The 26066-nt window shown below is 22.8% G+C and carries 26 protein-coding genes and 1 tRNA gene; 12 read left to right on the plus strand and 15 right to left on the minus strand.

Going from position 1 to position 26066, the window contains the following annotated elements; genetic code table 11:
• Positions 1-4: 4 nt before the first annotated feature.
• Positions 5-1528, minus strand: coding sequence for a leucyl aminopeptidase (locus AB4W66_RS01555; protein ID WP_367674702.1), 1524 nt, complete (start codon positions 1526-1528; stop codon positions 5-7).
• Positions 1529-1681: 153 nt separating this feature from the next.
• On the opposite strand from AB4W66_RS01555, the gene argF reads away from it, so the two are divergent.
• Together argF and AB4W66_RS01565 are read left to right on the plus strand one after the other, a co-directional pair.
• Positions 1682-2692 carry an ornithine carbamoyltransferase gene (gene argF, locus AB4W66_RS01560; RefSeq protein ID WP_367675082.1) on the plus strand — a complete coding sequence of 337 codons (1011 nt, stop codon included), beginning with the start codon at positions 1682-1684 and terminating at the stop codon, positions 2690-2692.
• A gap of 42 nt (positions 2693-2734) precedes the next feature.
• On the plus strand, positions 2735-3124 hold the full coding sequence (locus tag AB4W66_RS01565; RefSeq protein WP_367674703.1) for a Rid family detoxifying hydrolase: 390 nt from the start codon (positions 2735-2737) through the stop codon (positions 3122-3124).
• Positions 3125-3245: 121 nt separating this feature from the next.
• On the opposite strand, the gene AB4W66_RS01570 is transcribed toward AB4W66_RS01565, so the two are convergent.
• The 12 genes from AB4W66_RS01570 to greA all read right to left on the minus strand — a co-directional run bounded on the left by AB4W66_RS01570 (position 3246) and on the right by greA (position 17602).
• Entirely contained in the window at positions 3246-5105 is a 1860-nt protein-coding gene (locus tag AB4W66_RS01570; RefSeq protein WP_367674704.1) for a DEAD/DEAH box helicase, read from the minus strand.
• A 412-nt stretch (positions 5106-5517) separates the two neighbouring features.
• Positions 5518-7608 (minus strand): polyribonucleotide nucleotidyltransferase, encoded by a 2091-nt coding sequence (gene pnp, locus AB4W66_RS01575; protein WP_367674705.1) that lies wholly within the window; start codon positions 7606-7608, stop codon positions 5518-5520.
• Positions 7609-7744: 136 nt separating this feature from the next.
• Positions 7745-8014 (minus strand): 30S ribosomal protein S15, encoded by a 270-nt coding sequence (gene rpsO / locus AB4W66_RS01580; protein WP_367674706.1) that lies wholly within the window; start codon positions 8012-8014, stop codon positions 7745-7747.
• 45 nt (positions 8015-8059) lie between these two features.
• Positions 8060-9001 carry a tRNA pseudouridine(55) synthase TruB gene (gene truB, locus AB4W66_RS01585; protein WP_367674707.1) on the minus strand — a complete coding sequence of 314 codons (942 nt, stop codon included), beginning with the start codon at positions 8999-9001 and terminating at the stop codon, positions 8060-8062.
• Positions 9002-9030: 29 nt separating this feature from the next.
• Positions 9031-9390, minus strand: a complete 360-nt coding sequence (rbfA, locus tag AB4W66_RS01590) for a 30S ribosome-binding factor RbfA (RefSeq protein WP_367674708.1) — start codon at positions 9388-9390, stop codon at positions 9031-9033.
• Between the two features lie 62 nt (positions 9391-9452).
• Positions 9453-12044: a translation initiation factor IF-2 gene (gene infB, locus AB4W66_RS01595; RefSeq protein ID WP_367675083.1), complete on the minus strand. Its 2592-nt coding sequence runs from the start codon at positions 12042-12044 to the stop codon at positions 9453-9455.
• 14 nt (positions 12045-12058) lie between these two features.
• A complete protein-coding gene (gene nusA / locus AB4W66_RS01600; RefSeq protein ID WP_367674709.1) occupies positions 12059-13555 on the minus strand; it encodes a transcription termination factor NusA in 1497 nt (498 codons plus the stop codon).
• A 412-nt stretch (positions 13556-13967) separates the two neighbouring features.
• Positions 13968-14059 (minus strand) — tRNA-Leu (locus AB4W66_RS01605).
• Between the two features lie 54 nt (positions 14060-14113).
• Positions 14114-14347 (minus strand): hypothetical protein, encoded by a 234-nt coding sequence (locus AB4W66_RS01610; RefSeq protein WP_367674710.1) that lies wholly within the window; start codon positions 14345-14347, stop codon positions 14114-14116.
• 237 nt (positions 14348-14584) lie between these two features.
• Positions 14585-16396 (minus strand): ATP-dependent zinc metalloprotease FtsH, encoded by a 1812-nt coding sequence (gene ftsH, locus AB4W66_RS01615; RefSeq protein ID WP_367674711.1) that lies wholly within the window; start codon positions 16394-16396, stop codon positions 14585-14587.
• A 59-nt stretch (positions 16397-16455) separates the two neighbouring features.
• On the minus strand, positions 16456-17088 hold the full coding sequence (locus AB4W66_RS01620; protein ID WP_367674712.1) for an RlmE family RNA methyltransferase: 633 nt from the start codon (positions 17086-17088) through the stop codon (positions 16456-16458).
• A gap of 31 nt (positions 17089-17119) precedes the next feature.
• On the minus strand, positions 17120-17602 hold the full coding sequence (gene greA, locus AB4W66_RS01625) for a transcription elongation factor GreA (RefSeq protein ID WP_367674713.1): 483 nt from the start codon (positions 17600-17602) through the stop codon (positions 17120-17122).
• 430 nt (positions 17603-18032) lie between these two features.
• On the opposite strand from greA, the gene AB4W66_RS01630 reads away from it, so the two are divergent.
• From AB4W66_RS01630 to cgtA, 4 genes are all read left to right on the plus strand, one after another.
• A complete protein-coding gene (locus AB4W66_RS01630; protein ID WP_367674714.1) occupies positions 18033-18293 on the plus strand; it encodes a BolA family protein in 261 nt (86 codons plus the stop codon).
• A 37-nt stretch (positions 18294-18330) separates the two neighbouring features.
• Complete coding sequence (rplU, locus tag AB4W66_RS01635; protein ID WP_367674715.1) at positions 18331-18657, plus strand: 50S ribosomal protein L21; 327 nt, start codon at positions 18331-18333, stop codon at positions 18655-18657.
• Positions 18658-18673: 16 nt separating this feature from the next.
• Positions 18674-18934, plus strand: a complete 261-nt coding sequence (gene rpmA, locus AB4W66_RS01640) for a 50S ribosomal protein L27 (RefSeq protein WP_367674716.1) — start codon at positions 18674-18676, stop codon at positions 18932-18934.
• 119 nt (positions 18935-19053) lie between these two features.
• Positions 19054-20082: an Obg family GTPase CgtA gene (gene cgtA, locus AB4W66_RS01645; protein WP_367674717.1), complete on the plus strand. Its 1029-nt coding sequence runs from the start codon at positions 19054-19056 to the stop codon at positions 20080-20082.
• Between the two features lie 167 nt (positions 20083-20249).
• Here cgtA and rpsI read toward each other — a convergent pair whose 3' ends face one another.
• Together rpsI and rplM are read right to left on the minus strand one after the other, a co-directional pair.
• On the minus strand, positions 20250-20645 hold the full coding sequence (rpsI, locus tag AB4W66_RS01650) for a 30S ribosomal protein S9 (protein ID WP_367674718.1): 396 nt from the start codon (positions 20643-20645) through the stop codon (positions 20250-20252).
• 20 nt (positions 20646-20665) lie between these two features.
• Positions 20666-21094, minus strand: coding sequence for a 50S ribosomal protein L13 (gene rplM / locus AB4W66_RS01655; RefSeq protein WP_367674719.1), 429 nt, complete (start codon positions 21092-21094; stop codon positions 20666-20668).
• 250 nt (positions 21095-21344) lie between these two features.
• Between rplM and AB4W66_RS01660 the strand changes: the two genes are divergently transcribed.
• The 6 genes from AB4W66_RS01660 (at position 21345) to rplS (ending at position 26037) form a co-directional block, all read left to right on the plus strand.
• Complete coding sequence (locus AB4W66_RS01660; protein WP_367674720.1) at positions 21345-22487, plus strand: prephenate dehydratase domain-containing protein; 1143 nt, start codon at positions 21345-21347, stop codon at positions 22485-22487.
• Between the two features lie 104 nt (positions 22488-22591).
• Entirely contained in the window at positions 22592-23932 is a 1341-nt protein-coding gene (ffh, locus tag AB4W66_RS01665) for a signal recognition particle protein (protein WP_367674721.1), read from the plus strand.
• Positions 23933-24039: 107 nt separating this feature from the next.
• A complete protein-coding gene (gene rpsP / locus AB4W66_RS01670) occupies positions 24040-24282 on the plus strand; it encodes a 30S ribosomal protein S16 (RefSeq protein WP_367674722.1) in 243 nt (80 codons plus the stop codon).
• Positions 24283-24326: 44 nt separating this feature from the next.
• On the plus strand, positions 24327-24863 hold the full coding sequence (gene rimM / locus AB4W66_RS01675) for a ribosome maturation factor RimM (protein ID WP_367674723.1): 537 nt from the start codon (positions 24327-24329) through the stop codon (positions 24861-24863).
• A 27-nt stretch (positions 24864-24890) separates the two neighbouring features.
• Positions 24891-25631 carry a tRNA (guanosine(37)-N1)-methyltransferase TrmD gene (gene trmD, locus AB4W66_RS01680; RefSeq protein WP_367674724.1) on the plus strand — a complete coding sequence of 247 codons (741 nt, stop codon included), beginning with the start codon at positions 24891-24893 and terminating at the stop codon, positions 25629-25631.
• Positions 25632-25665: 34 nt separating this feature from the next.
• Positions 25666-26037 (plus strand): 50S ribosomal protein L19, encoded by a 372-nt coding sequence (gene rplS / locus AB4W66_RS01685; RefSeq protein WP_367674725.1) that lies wholly within the window; start codon positions 25666-25668, stop codon positions 26035-26037.
• Positions 26038-26066 lie beyond the last annotated feature (29 nt).

Genomic DNA, 26066 nt, shown 5'->3' on the forward strand with positions numbered 1-26066 from the left:
TTTTTTAAAATAATGAAATAAAATCAGTACATTTATTTAATAAAAATTGAACTAATAAATCAACCGGTCTTCCTGTAGAACTATCTTTTATTTCTGAATATGCTGTACCAGCAATATCTAAATGAGCCCATTTATATTTTTTACAAAATTGAGAAAGAAAATAAGCTGCAGTTATAGCTCCACCTGTTCCTTTTTTAGAAATATTTGCAATATCTGCAATACTAGAGTACAAATCCTTTTTTGATTCTATTAAAATAGGCAACTCCCATACTTTATCTCTAGATTGTTTGCCAGAAACTAATAATTGTTCTGATAAATTAGAATTATTACTCATTAAACCAGTAATTTCTGTTCCTAAAGCAACAATACAAGCTCCTGTTAAAGTTGCAATATCTATTACTAAATCTGGTTGAAATTTTTCTACATAAGTTAATACATCACATAATAATAATCTTCCTTCAGCATCAGTATTTAATACTTCTACTGTTTTTTTTGACATAGTAGTTAACACATCTCCAGGACGAAAAGAACAACCACTCAACATATTTTCACAACTAGCTATTACTCCTATAACATTAATTGGTAAAGATAGTTTCATAACTGAAAATAAAATTCCATATATTGAAGCAGCTCCAGCCATATCATATTTCATTCGATGCATATTGTTAGAAGGTTTTAAAGATATTCCTCCAGAATCAAATGTCACCCCTTTACCAACCAAAACAATTGGTTTTTTTTTATTTTCTTCACTGTTTTTATATTTAATAATAGTCATTAATGACTTGTTTTTAGAACCAGATCCAACTGCTAAATATGCATTCATACCATTCTTTTTTAAATCTGATTCAGTAAGAACTTCTATAGAAAATTTAGATTCATCAAATTCAAATAATTCTCTAGACTTATTAGATAAATAAATTGGAGTACATATGTTTGCAGGTAAATTACTAATATCTTTTGATATTTTTATACCTTCAGAAATTGCTACTCCATGTTTTATAGCAAGTAATATTTTAGGAATATACTTTTTAGAAACACTATTAAATATTATTTTAGTAACAAAATTTTTCTTTTTTTTTAAAGATTTTTTGAAATATGAAAAAAAATATAATTCTTCTTCTATATATTTTATAGCTAATCGTATTTTCCAATACATATTTCTGTTTTTTACATTTAATTCATTTAAAAAAAATAATATACTTGAAGAACCAATAGAATTTAGTACTTTAATACTATTTTTTATAATTTTTTCATAACGAAAATCATCAAATTTTTCGACATTTCCACAGCCTATTAATAATATTTTATTAAAAAAAAGGTCATGGAAATTGTTAATTAATAGTGTTTGATTAAAGTTTCCAAAAAAATTTTCTCTTTTAGATAAAATTGTAATCTTTCCATTTAAAAAAATATCTAATTCAGATAAATGTTTATTTTTTAGTGATTCTTTTGAATTTTTAAATATTCCAAGTATAATACAATCAGTTTTAATTTTATTAAAATTTATATTTTTAACAAAATATTTCATAAATTTCTCATTTTTTGTGTTTTAATTAAATAATTTTTATTAAAAAGATATAATCTATAAATTATTTTTTAGTATAATAAAAAAATGTCTTTTAAAAAAGAAGAATTAACTAAAATAAAAAAATATTTAAATAATGAAAGGAGCAAGAATTTTTTGAATACTTTATATAAAAAAAACTTTTTAAAATTATCCGACTACTCTGTTTCTGAAATTAAAAAAATAATTAATTTTTCTATTTTTCTAAAAAAAGAAAAAGAAAAAAAAAATAATAAAAAATTTTTAAAAAATAAAAAAATCGTATTAATTTTTGAAAAAGAATCTACTAGAACTAGATGTTCCTTTGAAGTTGCATCATTTGAACAAGGAGCAAATATTACATATTTAGGTCCAAAAGATACTCATTTAAACTATAAAGAATCAATAGAAGATACTACAGAAATATTAAGTAATTTATACGATCTAATCGTATTTCGAGGAAATGAACAAAAATCAATAGAAACTTTTTCAAAATTTTCAAAAATACCTGTATTGAACGCACTTACAAATAAATTTCATCCTACTCAATTATTAGCTGATTTACTTACAATACAAGAAAACCTACCTAAAAATAAAAAAATAGAAGAAATAATTTGTGCATATGTTGGAGATGCAAAAAATAATATTAGTAATTCTCTAATTGAAGCTTCAATTTTAATAGGATTTAAATTAAGAATTGTTGCTCCAAAAAAATATTGGCCAAATCTCTCTTTTTTAAACACCAACAATATTAAAAATAATATTTTTAATAAAAATATTATATGTACCGAAAATATATCAGATGGAGTTAATCAAGTAGATTTTATATATACAGATGTTTGGGTTTCTATGAATGAAAAGTTAGAAAAATGGGAAGAAAAAATATTATCACTAAAAAAATATCAAATAAATGATTCTATGTTAGAATTAACAAAAAATCCAAAAATAAGAGTTTTACATTGTTTACCTGCTTTACACGATCTAAAAACAAAATTAGGAAAAACAATTATGAAAAAATTTGGATTTAAAAATGGAATTGAAATTACCGATAAAGTATTTCGAAAAAATAAAAAAATTATTCTTGAACAATCTGAAAATAAATTACATACAATAAAATCAATGTTAATTTTTATTTTAAATAAAAATTAACAAATTTGTACTTTTAATTTTTAGTAAATTAAATTTAATAATATGAAAAATAAAAATAAAGAAAAAAAAGTACCTGAACCAATAGGACCTTATTCACAATCAATTTTAATTGAAAAATTTTTATTAATATCTGGTCAAATTCCAAATCAAATCGATTCAAAAAAAATTCCAGAAGATATAAGTCAACAAACAAAAATAATATTAAAAAAAATTAAAATAATACTAAAAAAATCAAATTTTGATATAAAAGATATTATAAAAATAAATATTTACATTACTAATATAAAAGAAATAAATAAAGTAAATAAAATATATAAATCTTTTTTTACTAAAAATTTTGTAACTAATTTTCCAACAAGATCTTGTGTAGAAGTATCTGCATTACCACAAAATTCAAAAATAGAAATTGAAGCTATGGCTTATAAAAAATAGAATCAGTGGTAGAAATATTTTCTACCACATTAAATAAATACTAAAACAAAACGAAAATAGTTTATTTTTTTATTAACTTAAAAGAATTAAAAATAAATTATTTCATAATTACATTTATTTTTTATTCTTGATAAGAACGAATTCTATTTTTATTCTTTCCTATAATCGATTTTTTAGAATTAATAAATTGTTTCGTTGATACTGAAAACCTACTATTATTAATAGAATTTTTTCTAGAATAAATCTGATTAGTATTAGATTTGTTTTTTAAATTATTAAAACTATATTTTTTTTTATTACTACGAAATTTAATATCATTTAACAATTTTAAATTTATTAACTTATTTAATATACGAGTATTAGAAAATAATTTTAAAAAATCTTGAGATAAAAATACTGGTAATTCAACCGTAGAAAATGAAGGAAAAATTTTAACACTACCTATCTTACGACTATTAATATTACCTTCATTAGCAATTGTTCCAACAATATGACGAACTTCTATTCCATCATTTCTACCTACTTCTAATCTATAAAGATTCATGTTATTATTAATGCTTCTTTTTTCTTTTCCAAATTTTTTAGAATAAATAGAATTACTAAATTTATTCCTTAAAAATGTTTTTTTATTAGAAAAATTTTGAAAATTTTTAATAAAAAGATCAGGTTTTACTATTAATGATCTTTCTCCCTGAGCCATTTTTAACAAAGCTGCTGCTAATTTTTCGATACTCAAATCCGTCTCTGGCTTTATTTTTTCTAATAATTTACTATATTCTTCTAAATCTTTACTTTTTAATTGAAATTTTACTTTTTCAGAAAATTTTTTTAAACGACAAGAAGTTAATAATTCTACATTTGGTAATTTTACTTCTTTAATATTTAATTTTACAATCCTTTCAATATTACGTAATAAACGACGTTCTCTTTGTTCTACAAACAATAAAGCTCTTCCAGTTCTTCCTGCTCTTCCAGTACGACCAATTCTATGTACGTAAGATTCAGCATCCATAGGTATATCATAATTAATAACGAAACTGATTCTATCTACATCCAACCCTCTTGCTGCTACATCAGTTGCAATTAAAATATCTAATCTTCCATTTTTTAAACGTTCTAAGGTTTGTTCTCTTAATGTTTGATTCATATCACCATTTAAAGCAGCACTATTATATCCATTTTTTTCTAATGCTTCAGAAACTTCTAAAGTTGCATTTTTTGTACGAACAAAAATGATGACTGCTGAAAAATCTTCCACTTCTAAAAATCTAATTAAACCATCTGTCTTTCTTCCATATACAATCCAATAACTTTGTTTAATATCAGGTCTAGTCGTAATATTTGATTGTATTTTTATTTCTTTAGGATTTTTCATAAATCTTCTCGAAATACGACGAATTATTTCAGGCATGGTTGCAGAAAAAAGTGCTGTTTGATGATCTTTCGGTATATTAGACATAATTGATTCTACGTCTTCAATAAAACCCATTCGTAGCATTTCGTCAGCTTCATCTAAAACTAATCCTTGTAATTTAGATAAGTTCAATGTACCTCTTTTTAAATGATCTAATAATCTACCTGGTGTACCTACAACAATCTGAGAACCATTTCTTAAAGATTTTAGTTGCACTTCATATCTTTGACCTCCGTATAAAGCAGTAACATTAATTCCGTTTATATATTTTGAAAATACCGAAAATGCTTCTGCAACTTGTATTGCTAATTCTCTTGTAGGAGTTAAAACCAAAATTTGGGGGAATTTTAAAGATAAATTAATATTTTGCAACAATGGCAAAGAAAAAGCAGCAGTTTTACCACTACCTGTTTGTGCCATTCCTAATACATCTTTCCCTTCTAAAAGATAAGGTATACAAGCATTTTGAATCGGAGAAGGTTTTACATAACCAATTTCATTCAATGCTTTCATAATCGAAGGTTTAAAATTAAAAACAGAAAACGTAATTTTTTCAGTACGAGTCATGTAGTACATGTGCCTCTTAAGTTAATTCAGGCCAGTATACATAATTTATTATAAAAATATTTTTTTATTCTCATTAGAAAATGTCAACTGGCTTAAATTTAAAGAATGTAAAAATAAAAAATCTATTTTAGGAAATATTTATAAAAATTATTTTTTTAACATAAAAATAATTCTAAAAATATAAAATTTATTATTAAAAATAATCTACGCACTCAATTCACGTATCTTTATGCAATAAACAAAAAATTAAAAAACAAATTAAAAAATCAATACATAAAGAAATTTTTTTCATAAATATAAAATATATTTATTCTAAAAAAGATTTTTTACGAAATATAAAAAAAATACATAAAAACATGTTTTAATATATAAATATAAATATTTAAAAAAGAAAACAATTTTTTTTAAAAAATTATTTTTTTATTGTTTCTTTCATACTTAATCGCAACCTTCCTTGTCTATCTATTTCTAAAACCTTTACAGATATTCTTTGATTAACCTTAAGATAATCAGAAATCTTACCTATTCTATTTTTTGAAATTTCAGATATGTGAACTAATCCTTCTTTCCCTATTCCAATAGAAACAAAAACTCCAAAATCAACAATTCTTGTTATTTTTCCTAAATAAATAGTACCAACTTCAATTTCTGCTGTAATTTCTTTTATTCTTCTAATAGCATTTTTTGCTTTTTTTTCTATTATAGATGATATTCTTACTGTTCCATCATCTGAAATCTCAATCGTAGTTCCAGTTTCTTCAGTCAACATACGAATAACAGAACCTCCCTTTCCTATCAAATCTTTTATCTTTTCTGGATTAATTTTTAATATATAAATTCTAGGAGCAAAAATTGAAATGTCTAATTTTGGATATTTTATTACTTTTTCCATAATATCTAGTATATGCAAACGAGAAACTTTAGCTTGTAATAACGATAATCTAATTATTTTTATATTTATTCCTTCAATTTTCATGTCCATTTGTAAAGAAGTTATTCCATCTCTTCCACCAGCAACTTTAAAATCCATGTCTCCTAAATGGTCTTCATCTCCTATAATATCAGAAAGTATTACAAATTTATCATCTTCTTTAATTAACCCCATGGCTATTCCTGCAACAGAAGATTTGATAGGAACTCCTGCATCCATTAATGCTAAAGAAGCACCACATACTGATGCCATTGAAGAAGAACCATTTGATTCAGTAATTTCAGAAACTATTCTTATAGTATATGGAAATTCTTCAATTCTAGGCATAACTGCAGATAAACTTTTTTTTGCAAGTTTTCCATGTCCTATTTCTCTTCTTTTAGGAGATCCTATAACTCCTATTTCACCTACAGCATAGGGAGGAAAATTATAATGAAAAAGAAAATTTTCTGTTCTATCTCCACCAAGAAGCTCATCTAAACTTTGAGCATCTCTAGCTGTCCCTAAAGTTGTAGTAACTAACGATTGTGTTTCTCCTCTAGTAAATAAAGCTGATCCATGAGTTCTTGGAAGAATACCAATTCTAGCATCTAATTTTCGTATTTCATTAAATTTTCTTCCATCTATTCTTGTACCTTTTTTTAAAATTTTATGTCTTACTATATTTTTTTCTAACTCTTGAAATAAATTTTCTATTTCTAATTCATTATTTATAATATTTTCATTACACAATGTTTCTATCAATTCTGATTTGATTATATTTAATTTATCATGTCTACTCTTCTTTTCTAAAATTTTATAAGCATCACTAATTTTCCCTTCAACTAATGAAGATACTTTCAAATATAAAGAATAATTCATTTGAAAATCTTGCATATTCCAATTTTTTTTTTCTTTTTCATTAGATAGAGCACAAATGTTATCAATAACAATTTGTTGAGCTTTATGGCCGAATGAAATAGCATTTAAAATTTCTTCTTCACTCAACATATTTGATTCTGCTTCTACCATTAATATGGCCTTTTTAGTTCCTGATAATACTAAATCTAGTTTACTATTTTTCATTTCTTCCATAGTAGGATTCAAAACATATTCTTTATCTATATAAGCTACTCTAGAAGCTGCTATTGGACCCAAAAACGGTATTCCAGAAAAACTTAAAGCTGCTGAAGCTCCAATAATTGCTACGATATCTGGATTAACTTTAGGATTTACCGAAACTACAGTTGCTATAATTTGTATGTTATTAGAAAATCCCTTCGGAAACAAAGGACGAATAGGACGATCAATAAGCCTAGCAATCAATATTTCATTTTCACTAGGTCTTCCTTCTCTTCTAAAAAAACCACCTGGTATTTTTCCAGCTGCATATGTTCTTTCTTGATAACTGATAGTCAATGGCAAATAATTAGTTTTTATTTGTTGTTTTTTTTCTTCAACTACAGTTACCAAAACAGATGTATCATTCATATTTATCATGATAGCAGCAGTTGCCTGTCTAGCTAAAATTCCTGTTTCTATAGTAACAGTATGTTCTCCATACTTAAATTTACGTACAATAGGATTAAACAAAATAACGTCCTTAAGATAAAGCGAACTTCTTCATTAAATAAAAAAAATAAAATTTTATTTTTATAATATAAAAAAATACTTTAAAAAAATCTAAATATTTTTTTTAAAACCTCTAAATTATAAAAAAAATATAAATTTATCGTCTTAACCCTAAATTTTCAATTAAAGAAATGTATTTAGATACATATTTTACCTTTAAATAATCTAATAATTTACGACGATGAGAAACCATTTTCAACAGTCCACGACGACTACAATGATCTTTTTTATGGTAATTAAAATGTTTTTGTAAATAATTTATTTTATTAGTCAATAACGCTATCTGTACTGATGTATCACCTGTATCTAATTCGTTTTTTCCAAATTTTTTAATTATCTTTTTTTTTTTTTTTAAATCGTAATTCATTGAATTCCTCATCAATATCAACTTATATAGTTTAATATATTATTTTTAAAAACTAGAAATTAATCTTATTGGAATAAGAAGATTATTTTCTTGAATTTTCCCAACTCCAAGAAATTTGTTATTACTTTTTTTTAAAACTCTAACTAATTTAGTTTTATTTTTTTTTTTAATAAAAATACTAATTTTTTTTCCACAACTAAAATCAAAAGAAAAACAATCGTTTAATTTAAATATAGGAAAATTAGATAATAGACTATCTGTAGGAAGAATTATTTTTCTAAAAAAATTTAAATAACTCAAAGAATTACTTCTATAAAAGTAGTTTTTAATTCTATTTATTATATTTAAACTTACTAGTTGATTTTCTAAATAAAATGAAACTTCTAATCTACGCAAATAAACTATATGAGCACCACATCCTAATAATTTTCCTAAATCATCTATAAGAGTTCTAACATACGTTCCTGTAGAACATAAAATTTTTAATTTAATAAAATTATTATTATGTATGATGTAGTCTAACTCATAGATTGTAATTTTTCTAGTCTTTCGAAATATTGTAATTCCTTTACGGGCATATTTATATAAAGGAATACCTTTGTGTTTTAAAGCAGAATACATGGGAGGAATTTGCTCTATTTTACCTATAAATTTTTTTAAACATCTTTTTAAAAAATCTTTTTTAATATTTATAATTGAAGTTTTTTTTATGACTTCTCCTAACGAATCGAAAGTTGTAGTTTGCACACCTAATTTAGCTATTACTAAATAACGTTTTTTCGCATTTGATAAATATTTTAAAAATTTTGTAGATTCACCAAAACATATAGGTAACATTCCTGTTGCTAACGGATCTAATGTTCCAATATAGCCAGCTTTTTTAATTTTGAATATTTTCTTTACGTATTGTAAAACAGAATTGGAAGAATGTAATTTTGGCTTATCCAATAATAACACTCCATTATTAACTATTTTAGATAAATTCATATAACAATGAAATCCTATTCAATTTCTATTCATTTATTTTTTTTAATAACTTTATTTATTATTTTAGAAATTCTAATACCTTCTATAAAAGAACTATCATATATAAATTTTATCTTCGGAACTATACGAAAAAGAAGATTTTTTCCTAATTTTTTTTTAATATAACTAGAAGAATTCTGTAATATTTTTATTACCTCTTCCTTATTCGATACATTAAAAATAGTAAAAAACACTTTAGCAATAGAAAAATCTTTATTTATTAAAACTTCTACTATGCTAACATTTAATTTATTTATCCTAGAATCATTACAATATATTTGTAAAATTTTAGATATTTCTTTTCTCATCTCCTCTGATAATTGAAAATTTCTATATGGTTTCTTTTTCAATATTATTTCCTATTTAAAATATTTTTTATTACTTAATTGTTAATGAATATAAATCTATATTTTTAAACTTCAATTAATTCATATACTTCAATTATATCTTTAATACTAACATCGTAATAATTTTTAATTCCAATTCCACATTCCATATTATTACGTATTTCATTTACATCTTCTTTAAATCTACGCAAAGATTCCAATTCTCCTGTATATATAACAATATTATTTCTTAATACTCTAATTGGAGAATTTTTTTTGATAATTCCATTAATTACCATACAACCAGCAATATTCCCATATTTAGGAGATTTAAAAACACTTCTAACTTCTGCTGATCCAATTATTTTTTGCTTAATTTCAGGAGATAATTTTCCGATAAGAGAAGATTTAACTTCATTTAATAAATCATAAATAACTGAATAATATCGTACATCTAACTTTTCTAAATTAATAATTCTATTAGCAGAAGAATCTGCACGAACATTAAAACCTAAAATTATTGCATTAGATGCAATCGATAATGAAGCATCAGTTTCAGTAATTCCTCCTACTCCAGAACTAATTATATTTAACTTTACACTATTTTCATTAATATATTTTTCTTTTAATAAACTATCATTAATAGCCTCTAACGAACCTTGACAATCGGTCTTTAAAATAATATTTAATTCTTTTGGTTTTTCTTTATTCATATTTTCGAATATATTTTCTAAATTTATTTTATTATTTATTTCAAATTTTTTAGAACGAATTTTTTCTTTTCTCTTTGTTGAAATTTCTCTAGCTATTTTTTCATTTTTAACAACTGTTAATAAATCTCCTGCAATAGGAACACCTGATAAACCTAATATTTCTACTGGAATAGAAGCATTGATATAATTAATAAATTTTTTATTTTCATTCAAAATAGCTCTTATCTTCCCATATTCAAATCCACATAAAACTACATCTCCTTTTTTTAATTTTCCATTTTTAATTATTACTGTAGCTAATGGACCTCTACCTTTATCTAAATAAGATTCAATAACAACTCCAGTGGCCATTCCATCAATAAATGTATGTAATTCTAACATTTCAGCCTGTAGTGAAATTGCATCGAGTAATTCATTTATTCCTTTCCCTGTTTTTGCAGAAATATTAATAAATATGTTATCACCACCCCAATCTTCCGAAACTATCCCATAATTCGTTAATTGGTTTTTTATTTCTTCAACATTATTGGAATTTATTTTATCAATTTTATTAATTGCAACTATTACTGGAACTTTAGCTAATTTAGCATGATTTATCGCTTCTATTGTTTGTGGTTTAATACCATCATCTAATGCAACAACTAAAACTATAATATCAGTAATATTCGCACCTCTAGCTCGCATAGCTGTAAAAGCCGAATGTCCAGGAGTATCCAAAAAAGTAATTGAATTGTTATTTTTAGTACTTACATGATAAGCACCAATATGTTGAGTTATACCACCTGATTCTTGTTTAACTGTATTAGTTGATCGAATATAATCTAATAAAGTTGTTTTTCCATGATCTACATGGCCCATTACTGTTACTACTGGTGGTCTATTTTTTTTTAATTTATTTGAATTAAGACAATTATTTATTAATTCTTCTTCAAAGTTATTCTTAAATTTAACAATAACTTTATGGCCCATTTCTTCAGCAATAATCTGTGACAGTTCTTTATTTAAAAATTGCTCTTTACTAAAAAATTTACCTAATTTAGCCATAGCTTTAATTACTTCAGAAGTCTTTACCGCCATTTTTTTTGCTAATTCAGAAACAGTCATTTCATTTCTTATAACTACATCTTTATTTACTGTATAAAGTGGTTTTTTAAATTTTTGTTGTAAAACAATAGTTTTTTTTTGATTAAAAATTCTATTTTTTTTCTTAGAAATAGAAAAATTTATTTTTTCATTTTTTTCTTTTCCATTTTTTTTAGGATTTAAAACACTATTTTTATTAATATTATTCATTTTTTGTTTTGAATTATTTAATTCAATATTTTTATCCGAATTATTGTCTTTTTCTAAAAATGATTGTGAATTTATTTTCAAATCTTTTAAATTTTTATTTAAAATTTTTTTCTTTTTTTTAATTTTAATAGAATTCTTGAAAAATTTATTTTTTTTATTGTTTTCTATCATTATATCTTCTTTTTTACAATTATCGGTTGTAATTTTATTTTTTTTTAAAAAAATAGGTAAGGAATCGTATTTTTTAGAATTTTTTAATTTTAAAAAAGATCTTTTTTTTAAATCTTTTTTTCTAATATTTTTTTCTTTTATTTTTTTTTCTATTTTATATTCTTCTACATTTTTTAAATTAGAATTAATGTTTAAATTTAATTTTTCTTGTAATTCACTTCTAAGATACATTTGTTTCTTTCTTGTTTCTACTTTAATAATTTTTTTTTTTCCTGTTATACTAGAAATATTTATTATACTACGAGTTTTTTTTTGTAAAGTGAAAGTTTCATTATCAAAAATTTTATTTTTATTTATAAAATTTAAAAAATATTTTTTCTCTTGAACTGTAATAAAATCATCTTTTTTTTTTTTTATTCCACATGTATTTAATTTTTTTACTAAAACTTCAATAGGAGTTTTTATTTCATTTGCTAAAATTTTTAATTTTATTTTATCAATCATACCATTTCCCTTTATACTTCGATGTTTTTATCAAACCAAAAACAAGCATTTCTAGCTAACATAATTAATTTACCTGCTTCTGTAGAATTCAAGGATTTAATATCCTTTAAATCATCTATGCTTTGTTCAGCTAAGTTTTCAATTGTATGTATATTTCTTTTGAATAACTTAACAGCAATAATTTTGTTCATACCCTCTAATTCTAAAATTCTTTTATCTAAAATTAATTTTTCTGTTGGGTTTTTTTTCTTACTTATACAATTAATCAATGCTAATCGAGCTTTTTTCTGTATTATAGAAAATTTTTCTTCATTGATTTCTTTTATTTTTAAAATATCTTTAGAAGTAATTAAAACTAATTCTTCTATTTTAGAAAAACCTTCATTTACTAAAATTTTTGCAACCTTTTCTGTAATATTCAATTTTTTTTTAAAATTATTTATTATTACCAAAAATTCTTTCTCATTTTTATTATTTAATTCTTCTATAGTCATCACATTCAACTCCCAACCAGTCAACTGTGAAGCTAAGCGAACATTTTGTCCATTTCTTCCAATTGATTGTGCTAAGTTACTAACTTCAACTGCAATGTCCATTGTATGATTATCTTCATCTACAACAATAGAAGACACTTCAGCAGGAGACATTGAATTAATAACAAATTGAGGTGCATTATCATCCCACAATACAATGTCAATTCTTTCTCCGTATAATTCACTTGAAACCGCTTGAACTCTAGCACCTCTCATTCCTACACAAGCACCGACTGGATCAATTCTTTTATCATTTGTTTTTACTGCAATTTTTGCTCTAGAACCTGGATCTCTAGCAGTTGCTTTTATTTCAATTAATTCTTCACCTATTTCAGGAACTTCAATTTTAAACAAACCAATTAGCATTTCATCTCTAGATCTGCTAATAAATAATTGCACTCCTTTAGAATCTGGAGCAATACGATATAAAATACCACGAACACGATCTCCTGGACGAAAATTTTCTCTTGGTAACATGTCTTCTTTTATTAGAATTGCTTCAGCATTATCTCCTAAATCTAAAATTATACTTTCTCTATTTATTTTCTTTACAATACCTGTTAGAATTTCCCCTATATGATCCTTAAACTCTTCAACTATCATAGCTCTTTCAGCTTCACGAACTTTCTGTACAATAACTTGTTTAGCTGTTTGGGTTGTAATTCTATCAAAATCTACTGAATTAATTTCATCTTCTACATAATCATGAATATTAGCTTTACTATCATAAAAATATGCTGCTTCAAAAGTAATTTCTCGAGTAGGGTTAGAAACGTCTTTAACCACTATCCAACGACGAAAAGTTCTAAAATTTCCAGTTTTTCTATCTATATCAACTCGAATATCCACATCTCGTTCATATTTTTTTTTTGTTGCTGTGGCTAATGCAATTTCTAAAGCTTCAAAAATTTTTTCTCTAGGTAAGGATTTTTCATTTGAAACAGCTTCTACAACAGACAGAATGTCTTTTTTCATTTTAATTAACCTTGATTTATTTTTCTAAATTAATCAATAGTGATACTAACCAATTTTAAAAATACTAATTCCAACATCATTAGTTCTACTATTAATTTAAAAGAAAATTAATAAATTACCTTTTGAAAGCCATTTAAAATTAAAAAAGAGATTATTAGAAATAATTAAATTAAATACTTAAAAAAAATAAATACTATTTTTATAAATTTTAAAAAAAATTAATATTAAAAACAAAATTAAAAATACTAATAATTCATATCTTTTAATTTTTTTATAGCAATAAAAAACCCCGATTGAATTTCGGGGTTTTAATGTTTAACCCTTTTCGAAAAATATTTCAAATATAATTAAAACAATTTTAATCAAAAAAAAACTTTCGAAAATAGAAAAATAATTTTAAAAAAAAATTTTATACCGAGGACGGGAATTGAACCCGTAAGCTTTTATAAAATTGTAAGCACTACTTCCTCAAAGTAGCGTGTTTACCTATTTCACCACCTCGGTTCTAAAAGAAAGATCTAAATGAATTTAATTAAAAAAAATTTTCCAAAAAAATTATTATTTAGGAGTTTTTTTTTCACTTATCGAATTCGATAATAAACTATTTGTTTCATGACAAGTAATTATTCTGCATAGAAATAAAGACGAAACAAAAAAAACAATGGCTAGCAATCCAGTTACCATTATTAAAAAATGATTACTAGTACTATTTCGATATATCATCTTTTCTAGAGAATTTAATTCAGCAGATGAAACAGAACTATCATTCGTATTGTTATTAAAAACAATCATAATAATTAAAAAAAATGAGGAAATAAAAAAAATTGTAAAAAAAAATCGTACATAAATTAATTTTCTCCAAATTAAAAATAAATTATTTTAAAAAATAATTAATTTTTTCTTATTTCAATAATTTTATTTTTATCTAAAATAATGTATTTTAAAAAATAAAGACCATTATATATAATACTATTTATTTTAATTAAAAATAATTAAACTAAAAATATATTTAATTATCATTTTTATATTTTACCTAAGATTAGATCTTACTTCTTTTCGATTCATTAAGTCATCTATTTGATCTGAATCTATAGTTTCATATTTTATTAATGCGTCTTTCATAGCATGCAATATGTCTATATTTTCTTTTAATATTTTTTTAGATCTATTATAATTATTTTTTATTAAAAATCGAACTTCTTCATCAATTATTTTTGCAGTTTCATTAGACATATTTTTAAATTTATTTGCAGTTCTTTCTAAAAATGTATCTCCTTCTTCTTCTGTATATAACAAAGGCCCTAATTTATCTGAAAAGCCCCACTGAGTAATCATATTTTTAGCAATAGTAGTTGCTAATTTTATATCATTAGAAGAACCAGTTGATACACAATCAATTCCATAAATAATTTCCTCTGCTAATCTTCCTCCATATAAAGTTGATATTTGACTTTCTAATTTTTTCTTACTAATACTCAAAACATCTTCTTTTGGAAGAAAAAAAGTTACTCCTAATGCATTTCCTCTAGGTATTATAGTAACTTTGTGTGCAGGATCGTGATCTGGTACTAAACGACCAACTATCACATGACCTGCTTCATGATATGCAGTTGATTCCTTTTGTAAATCAGTCATAACCATTGATCTTCTTTCACTACCCATGATAATTTTGTCTTTAGCTTGTTCCAATTCTTTCATAGATACTACTAATTTGTTATTTCTTGCTGAAGATAAAGCTGCTTCATTTACTAAATTAGCTAAATCAGCTCCAGAAAAACCTGGAGTACCTCTAGCAATAACCATTGCTATAACTTTTTCATCTAATGGAACTTTTTTCATATGTACTTTTAATATTTGTTCTCTACCACGTATATCGGGTAATGGAACTATAATTTGTCTGTCGAAACGACCCGGTCTTAACAAAGCTGGATCTAAAACATCTGGTCTATTAGTTGCAGCAACTAATAAAATCCCTTCATTATCTTCGAACCCATCCATTTCTACCAACATCTGATTCAAAGTTTGTTCTCTTTCGTCATGTCCCCCTCCAAAACCAGACCCTCTATGTCTTCCTACAGCATCGATTTCATCAATAAAAATTATACAAGGAGCTGATTTTCTAGAATTTTCAAACATATCTCTTACACGAGAAGCTCCAACTCCAACAAACATTTCTACAAAATCAGAACCTGAAATTGTAAAAAAAGGAACTTTGGCTTCTCCAGCAATTGCTTTAGCTAATAATGTTTTTCCCGTACCAGGTGGACCTACCATTAATAATCCTTTGGGTATTTTTCCACCTAATTTTTTAAATTTAGCAGGTTCTTTTAAATATTCTACTAATTCTTTAACTTCTTCTTTAGCTTCATCACAACCAGCTACATCCAAAAAACTTGTTTTATTATTCTTTTCTTCTAACATTCTAGCTTTACTTTTTCCAAAAGATATTGCTCCTTTACCTCCTCCTAATTGCATTTGTTTCATAAAAAAAAACCATAATCCAATTAACAATAACATTGGAAACCAAGATATAAAAATTGAAGTTAATAAACTAGGTTCAATTGGAAAATTTCCAACAGTCTTAACCTTTTTTATCAATAAATTATCCAATAATTTTGGATCATGAATTGGAATCATAGTTACATATTTACCACCATCTTTTCTAATTACACTAATTTTTTGACCATCAATATGTGCTTCATTAACTTGATCTTGGTTTACTTCTGATAAAAAAGTTGAATAATCTCTTATATTGATTTTTTCTTCATTAAAATTAACGTTATTAAAAATTGAAATCAATACAACAGCAACAAAAAACCAAAGGATCAGGTTTTTACCCATGTCATTCAATGGATTAACCTCACAGTACAATTTGTATTAAATATTAGCATAAAAAAAATTTATTTTTTTTTTAACTTAGATGCTACAATAAATACTTCTCGAGAACGACCTCTTGAAGCATTAGGTTTTCGAATTTTAACATTTAGAAATAAAGCACTAATTTTCTTTAAAAATTTATCAAATCCTGTTCCCTGAAACGTTTTTAATACAAGTTTTCCATTATTTGAAAGTACTACTTTTGAAATTGAAATAGAAATACCTCCTAAATGAAATATTTTCGGTAAATCAATTAATGAACATCCGCTAGTATTTGGCGACATATCCGATATTACTGTATTAATTTTTGTATTTTTTATTAATAATAACAATTTTTTAAAATTGCTAGCTTTTCTTAAATCTCCCTGAATAAAATTGACATTTGGTATAAAATTCATAGGGATAATATCACAAGAAAAAACTTTTCCTAATTTTCCAACTTTTTCAGAAGCATATTTTGACCAACTACCAGGAGAAGATCCTAAGTCTAAAACATTCATTCCTAATTTAAATAATTTTTCTTTGTTGTCTATTTCTTGTAATTTAAACCAAGCTCTTGAAATCAATTTTTTTTTGTGAGATTTTTTAACATATTCATCTTTGAAATGTTCAGATAACCATAATTTTGAACTATGAGAACGTTTTTTAACAATCATAAAATTATTTTTTAAATACCAAAAAAAATTCTTATTTATGTTGTATATCTAAAATTCTATATCCAACATTTCCTCGAGGAGTTTTAATAGAAACAACTTCTTCTTTTTTTTTTCCAATTAATCCTCTAGCTATTGGAGAATTTATAGAAATAAAATTTTTTTTTAAATCAGATTCTTCATCACCTACAATACAATATGTAAATTCTTTATTAATTTTTAAATTTAAAACAGTTACTGTTGCACCAAAAATTACTTTTCCTGTATTTGTAATTTTAGTAACATCTATTATTTGAGAATATGATAATTTGTTTTCTATTTCTTTAATTCTACCTTCACAAAAACTTTGTTCTTCTCTAGCAGAGTGATATTCTGCATTTTCCTTTAAATCTCCATATTCTCTTGCTTTTGCTATTTCAGAAATTATTTTTGGTCGTATTTTATTTTTCAAATATTTTAATTCTGTTTGTAATTTTTCAAGACCAGATACAGTCATTGGAATATGATTAATTTTCATAATTTATAAATTACCTTTTTTTAAATATAAATTTAATTAATATTCTAAATTTATTTAAAATAGTTAGTATTTCTAATACTAAATTTAATAAATTTTCTAAAATGAACAAATATATATATTTTATGTAGTAAAAACAATAACTACACCAAAAAATCCAAATAAACATGTCCTAAAAAAAATTAATTATGAAATTAACTTGATTAAATTAAAAATGCAATTGAATTTTTATAAAAAACTTGATATGAAAGATCTTAAATACTAATATGGTAATATTTATTTTAAATATATGAAAAAATAATTATATCAATAAATATTAATTTTTAACATTTAAATAATTACTATTAAAGTAATTAATAAACTGTTTAATTTTAAAAAAAATTACATCAACAATATTATTTTAAAAACAGAAAATATAAATTAAAAATCAAATATGGATACTAAAAAAATAAAATCAATTCTAATAAATTCTTTATCAATAGAAGATATTTATGTTAACGGAAATAATGATTATATGGAAATAATAGCAATTAGTGACATTTTTTGTGGTATGTCAGATGTAAAAAAACAACAAATGATTTATTCTCCATTAATGAAATATTTTACAAATAAGAATATTCATTCCGTATCAATAGAAACATACACAAAAAAAGAATGGAAAAAAAAAAAAAAAAAAAAAAAAAATAAAAACTAATTTTAAAAAATAACTTTATAAAAAATAAGCTCTTATTATGGAGATAAACATGTATGCAATTTTTGTTTGTAAAAATAAACAATACAAAGCAAATATAGGAAAAACAATCAAAACAGAAAAAATAGAAAAAAAAACTGGAGAAAAAATTGAATTTAATCAAATATTGATGATAAATACAAACAATTGTGTTCATATAGGAAAGCCTTATTTAAAAAATTGTATTGTAAAAGGTGTTATAATTTCTCAAAAAAAAAATAAAAAAATAAAAATAATAAAATTTAAACGTAGAAAACATTATAAAAAACAACAAGGACATAGACAAAAATTTACTGAAGTAAAAATAACAGAAATTATTAAAAACTAAATAAAGGGATAAAAAAATGGCACATAAAAAAGCTGGTGGTTCTAGTAGAAATGGAAGAGATTCAAAATCAAAAAGACTAGGAATAAAAAAATTTGGAGGAGAACTTGTGTTTCCTGGAAATATAATTCTTAAACAAAGAGGAACTAAATTTCATCCAGGAAAAAACGTAGGTTGTGGAAAAGACCATACAATATTTTCTAAATTAGAAGGATATGTAAAATTTAGTAAAAAAGGAATAAATAATAAAACATATGTTGAAATAATAGAAAAAAAGTAGATTCTTAAATTTTTATAAATTATTGAAAATAATTAAAAAAAATATATTTCATGTATTTAAAATCTGTTTTAAATAATTATTAAAAAAATAATTAATTAATTTTAAAAATTGAGAAATAAATGAAATTCGTTGACGAAGTTGTTATTGAAGTAATAGGAGGAAATGGAGGAAACGGATGCATTAGTTTTAGAAGAGAAAAATATATTCCAAAAGGAGGTCCTGATGGAGGTGATGGAGGAGATGGAGGTAATATTTGGATAAAAACAACAAAAAACATAAACACATTAGTTGATTTTAGATTTAAAAAAAAAATTTTTGCAAATCATGGAGAAAATGGAAAATCTAAAAATTGTTCAGGAAAAAAAGGAGCCGATAAAACTATATTTGTTCCTATAGGAACTAGAATTATTAATTCTAATACTGATGAAATAATTTTAGATATGACGAAAAAAAGTGAAAAAATTCTAATTGCTAAAGGAGGATGGCATGGAATTGGTAATACTAGATTTAAATCATCTACCAATCGAACACCTAAAAAATATACCAAGGGAAAAAAAGGGGAATCTAGAAAAATAAAATTAGAATTAATTCTTTTAGCTGATGTTGGAACATTAGGATTACCTAATGCTGGAAAATCTTCACTGATTAAATCTATTTCAGCAGCAAATCCAAAAGTAGATAATTATCCATTTACTACTCTAAAACCAACTTTAGGAGTTGTAAAAGTAAAAAACCAACCAAAATTTGTTATAGCAGATATACCTGGAATTATTAAAGGTGCTTCAAATGGAATTGGATTAGGATTAAAATTTTTAAAACATTTAGAAAGATGTAAAATTATTTTACATATCGTGGATATAGCTCCAAATGACAATTCTAAACCAATAGAAAACATAAAAATAATATTAAAAGAAATTAAAAAATATAAAAAAAAAATATTTTTAAAAACAATATGGTTAATTTTTAATAAAATTGATTTAGTTGAAAAAGAAAAATTAAAAAATAAAATTACAAAAATTTTCAAAAAAATAAAACAAAAAGAGAAGATTTATTTTATTTCTGTAAAAAAAAAAAAGGGAATTAAAAATTTATGTATCAATTTATCAAAATTTTTAAAAAAAGATAAAAAAACAAAAAAAGATGAATAAAAATTTAATACTAATTTTTTATTTTGAGAAATATATTTTTTTGAATAAAAATAAAAAAATTACAATAAAAATATTCAAGAACCCGGTAATAAAAAATAATCCGGGTTTTAAAAAAATAACTAAAAAAATTAATAAATAAAAAAATAATAGAAACATAGCAATAATAATCACCTTTTTGAAAATTGTGGTTTCTTTCTTGATTTTCGTAAACCCACCTTTTTTCTTTCTACTTCTCTGGAATCTCTAGTAACAAATCCTGATTTTCGTAATATTACTCTAAAAGAATTATCATATTTTATTAACGATCTTGTAATACCTTGTCTAATAGCTCCTGCTTGACTAGAAACCCCACCTCCTTTAACAGTAATATAAAAATCAAACTTTTCTAACAAATTTATAATATTTAATGGTTGTTTAACTATCATACAAGAAGTTTTTCTACCAAAATATTTTTCTAACGTTTTATTATTAATAATAATATTTCCATTTCCTAAACTAAGAAAAACTCTTGCTGAAGAAGTTTTCCTACGGCCAGTACCGTAATGACTTTTTTTATTTTTCATAGTACTTTATTTTACCTTCACTAAAAATTTAATATTTTAGGTTGTTGAGCATCATGATCATGTTTAGAACCAGAAAAAATTTTTAATTTACTTAACATTTTTCTACCTAATGGACCTTTAGGTAACATTCCTTTTACTGCAATTTTAATTATTTTTTCTGGGTTTTTAATTAACATTTCTTTAAACGTAATTTTTTTAAGTCCACCTGCATAACCAGTATAATGAAAATATAGTTTTTTTACATTCTTTTTCCCACTAACTACAACTTTACTAGCATTTAAAACTATTAAAAAATCTCCTGTATCAACATGAGGCGTGTATTCTACTTTATGTTTACCACGTAATATAATTGATAAATTTGTTGCCAATCTTCCTAAGATCTTTCCACAAGCATCAACTGTATACCAAGATCGCTTTATGTCTGTTATTTTTGCAGAATAAGTTTTCATACTAATATTATCCAGATAATTATACTAAAAAATAATTTTCAATTTTTAAATCAATATAAAAATATGATATATTTTTTAGAAGCAAAATACAAAGAAATATTCAAAATGAAAAAAATTAAATTAAAATTAAAAAAATATATTTGATATAAAAAAATATTAATAATATTTTAAAAAAAATATAAATCTTAAACTTATTTTTTTAAAAAAATCAATCATATCCTTTCTATCAACAATCTTACAGGTAATTCATATGAATCATGAATCGTCTTTTTTAAAATTAAGAAGTAAAATAGATCTAATTGACAAAAAAATTATTCTTTTGTTAAAAGAAAGATGTTTTGTATCAAAGAGTATTGCTTTATATAAACAAAAATATAATAAACCAATCAAAGATAAAAAAAGAGAAAAAGAAGTTATGGATAAAATTATTAATTTATCCATAAAAAAACAAATAAATTCAAAATACGTAAAAAAAATATTTAAAATTATTATAAATGAATCAGTAATTCTACAAAAATGTATAACAAAAAAAAATAAAGATCTAAACTTACAAAAAATATTTTTTCTAGGCCCTCAAGGATCTTATTCACATCAAGCTGCAATAAAATATTGCAAATATAATTCAGAAAAATTAAAAATGAAAAAATGCAAAAATTTTTTTCAAATAATAAAAAAAACAACCAATAAAATAGAAAATAATTTTTCTATTTTGCCAATATACAATACCTGTTCAGGTGCTATTCATGAAGTATATGATTTATTACAAAATACCAATTTATCTATTATTAACGAAATAAAACTTTCAATAAATCATTATTTATTAACTAAAGAAAAATGTAAAATAGAGAACATAAAAATCATTTATTCTCATTACCAACCCATTAAACAATGTAGTGAATTTTTAAAAAAAAACAAAAATTGGATAATTAAACATACAAATAGTAGTGCTGAAGCATTAAAAAAAATATCTCAAGAAAAAAAAACAAACATAGCTGCTATAGGAGGGAAACTAGGAAAAAAAATACATAATTTATATATACTAAAAAAAAATATTAATAATAAAAAAAAAAATATTACAACTTTTATAATTTTAGGAAAACAAAAAAAAACAACTTTTAAAGAAAATAATAAATTAATTCTAATACTAAAAAATGATATAAAATCTAATTACATCATTGACATAATTTCAAATATTGACAAAGAAAACATGCTAATTAATAACATAGAAGCTAGACCTTCTATAAAAAATAATGAACAAAAGATATTTTTTATTGAATTTTTTTTAAAAAATGACATTAATTCAAAAGTTAAAAATTTTTTTATTTTTAAAATTTCAAAATTAATAAAAAAAAAAAAAATTAAAATATTAGGTTATTATCCTTCTTCTATATAAAATAAAATCCAAACGATTTTTTTTTATAACAATAATTTATTTCTAAATAATAAAAAAATAATTATTAACAATTTAGTTATTAACTAATAATATTTGAGACGATGATGTTTAATTCAATTGCACAACGACTAGCTAAAACAATAAGAAATATTTCTAATAAAGGAAGAATTACAGAAGAAAATATTGAAGACACACTTAGAGAAATTAGAAAGTCTTTTCTAGAAGCAGACGTTTCCTTTCCTGTAATAAAAAAATTTATAAAATCTAGCAAAAAAAAAATAATTGGAAAAAATATTAATAATAATTTAACTCCAGGACAAGAATTTTTAAAGATAATTAAAAACGAATTAATAAATTTTATGGAAGATAAAAATAATATACTTGATTTTTCTAAAAAAAAATTGAATATATTTTTATTTGTTGGACAACAAGGAGTGGGAAAAACTACTACTATAGGAAAAATTGGAAAATTTATTAAAAAACAAAAAAAAAAAAAAATATTAATTACATCTACTGATGTTTATCGAGCTGCTGCAATTAAACAACTAGAAATTTTATCACTACAAATAAAAATTGATTTTTTTCCTTCAAATAATACACAAAAACCAATAGAAATTGCAAAATCTGCAATAAGTTATGCAAAAAGAAAAAACTATGATCTAATTTTAATAGATACAGCAGGAAGATTACATATTGACGAATATATGATTTCTGAAATTAAAGAAATGCATCAAACTATTAATCCAAATGAAACTCTATTTGTTGTTGATTCAATGATGGGTCAAGATTCAATTAACGTAGCTAAAAAATTCAACGAAACAATACCACTATCTGGAATTATTTTAACAAAAACTGACAGTGATGCTAGAGGTGGCGCTGCATTATCAGTAAAATACATTGTAGGAAAAGCTATAAAATTTATTGGAACTGGAGAAAAATTAAATGATATTGAGTTATTCAATCCAAAAAAAATGGCTTGTAAAATTTTAGGAATGGAAACTACTTTATCAATTATAAAAGATATTGAAAAAAAAATTAATTTATCTAAATCAAAAAATTTAAAAAAAACAATTCAAAGTAAAAAAAAATTTGATTTAAATCATTTTTTAATACAAATTAAAGAGATGAAAAATTTTGATGGAATATTTAATTTAATCAATAAAATTAGTAGAAAAAATATTTTAAATAATAAAATGAATACTAATTTTGATAAAAAAACATTCAAAAAAATAGAATCGATAATTAGTTCAATGACTGAAAAAGAAAAAAGAAATCCAGAAATTATAAAAGGATCAAGAAAAAAAAGAATTTCCAAAGGATCAGGAACAAAAACATACGAAGTAAATAGAGTATTAAAACAATTTGAAGAAGTAAAAAAAATGATGAAAAAAATAAAAAATAAAAGTTTTAGTCAAATTATAAATAATATAAAAAATATGATTTAATCTATCTAATAAAAAATTATAAAATTTTCAATTTTAAATAAAATAAATTTTATTTTACCAAAATAAAGTATAATAAAATTTATTAAACAATCAAGAAGGAATAAATTTTGGTTAAAATTCGTTTAGCGAGACATGGTAGTAAAAAGAAACCTTTCTATAAAATTGTTATAGCAGATAACCGTTTTTTCAGAAATGGAAGATTCATAGAAAAAATCGGGTTTTTTAATCCTATTGAAAAAGATAATTCTAAAAAATTATCAGTAAATTTAAATAATTTAAAAAAATGGATCAGAAAAGGAGCGCAAATGTCCCAAAAAATCAAATTTTTAATAAAAAAATTAAAAAAATAAAAAAAAATAAAAAATATTAATATATTTAATTACTTTATTTAATTATGAAAATAAATTATGTTAAAAAAAAATCTTCAATCATTGTAGGAAAAATAAAATCAGTATATGGAATTTTAGGATGGATGAAAATTGATTCTTTTACAGAAATAAAAAAAAACATTTTTAACTATCAACCCTGGTTTATAAAAAAAAAACAAAATTTATTAAATTTAGAAACATGGAAAAAAAATAAAAAAAATTTTTTAATTAAAATAATAGAAATAAATAATAGATCTGAAGCTACAAAAATTATCAACCAATTCATTATGGTTGAAGAAAAAGTACTTCTACCATATAAAAAAAAAAAAGAATACTACTGGAAAGATATTCTCAATTGTACTGTTTTTAATATTAATTTAAAAATTTTAGGAATCGTTGTAAATATTATAGAAACAGGAAACAATGATGTTTTAATTATAAATTCTCATAAAAAAAAAAACAAAAAAGAAGTAAAAATTCTTATTCCATTTATTGAAGAAAAAATAATTAAAAATGTTAATATTCAAAAAAAAATAATATTAGTAAAATGGAACTTAATCTAATTATATAAAATATAAAGAATTTAATTTATGTGGATAAACATCATTAGTATTTTTCCAGAAATGTTTGAAAATTTTAAACAATATGGACTCATTTCTAGAGCAATAAAAAAAAAAATAATTAAAATTAAAGTATGGAATTTACGAAATTACTCAAAAAATTCTAGAAAATCAATAGATGATAGACCCTATGGAGGTGGAGTAGGTATGGTAATGACCGCACCTCCTCTATTGAAATCTATTAGACATATTAAATCACTTATTAAAGGAGAAAAAAAAATCATATATTTGTCTCCTCAAGGAAAAATGTTAAATCAAAATGAAATTTTAAAATTATCTAAAATACCTAATTTTATTCTTATATGTGGAAGATATAAAGGAATTGACGAAAGAATAATAGAAATGGAAATAGAAGAAGAATATTCAATTGGTAATTATATTATTAGCGGTGGTGAATTAGCAGCAATGGTATTAATTGATGCGTTAACAAGAATTTATCCAGGAGTTTTAAAAAAAAAAGAATCTTTTGAAAAAGATTCTTTTTATAAAAATATTCTAGATTATCCAAACTATACTCGTCCTAAAACCATAGAAAATAAAACAGTCCCAAAAATTTTATTATCAGGTGATCATAAAAAAATAAAAAAATGGAGAAGATTAAAAGCTCTAAAAAAAACTTTAGAAAAATATCCTAATATTATAAAAAAAATTTCGTTAACAAATGAAGAAAAAAAATATATTTATAATCTAAAAAAAAAAATAAATAAATAAAAAAGAACATTTTTTCATTATGGAAAAATTTTATATGAATAAATTGATAGCTTTAATAGAAAATCAACAAATAAATAAATCTATACCTAACTTCAGTACTGGAGATAATTTAAAAATAGAAATCTGGGTAGTAGAAAGTAACAAAAAAAGACTTCAATCCTTTGAAGGAATAGTTATTTCAAAAAAAAACAGACAACTAAACTCTTCATTTTGTGTTCGTAAAATTTCTAATGGAGAAGGTGTAGAACGAGTTTTTCAAACTCATTCTCCGATTATAGAAAAAATTTCTATAATTAGAAAAGGAGACGTTAAAAAATCAAAATTATATTATTTAAGGAATAGAACCGGAAAATCAGCAAAAATAAAAGAAAAAAGCTATGAAAAAATAAAAAAATTAAATAAATAATATACTCTTGCAGTCTACTATTTTAAATT

Source organism: Buchnera aphidicola (Tetraneura ulmi) (genome assembly GCF_964058925.1).
GTDB classification, from domain to species: domain Bacteria; phylum Pseudomonadota; class Gammaproteobacteria; order Enterobacterales; family Enterobacteriaceae; genus Buchnera_D; species Buchnera_D aphidicola_B.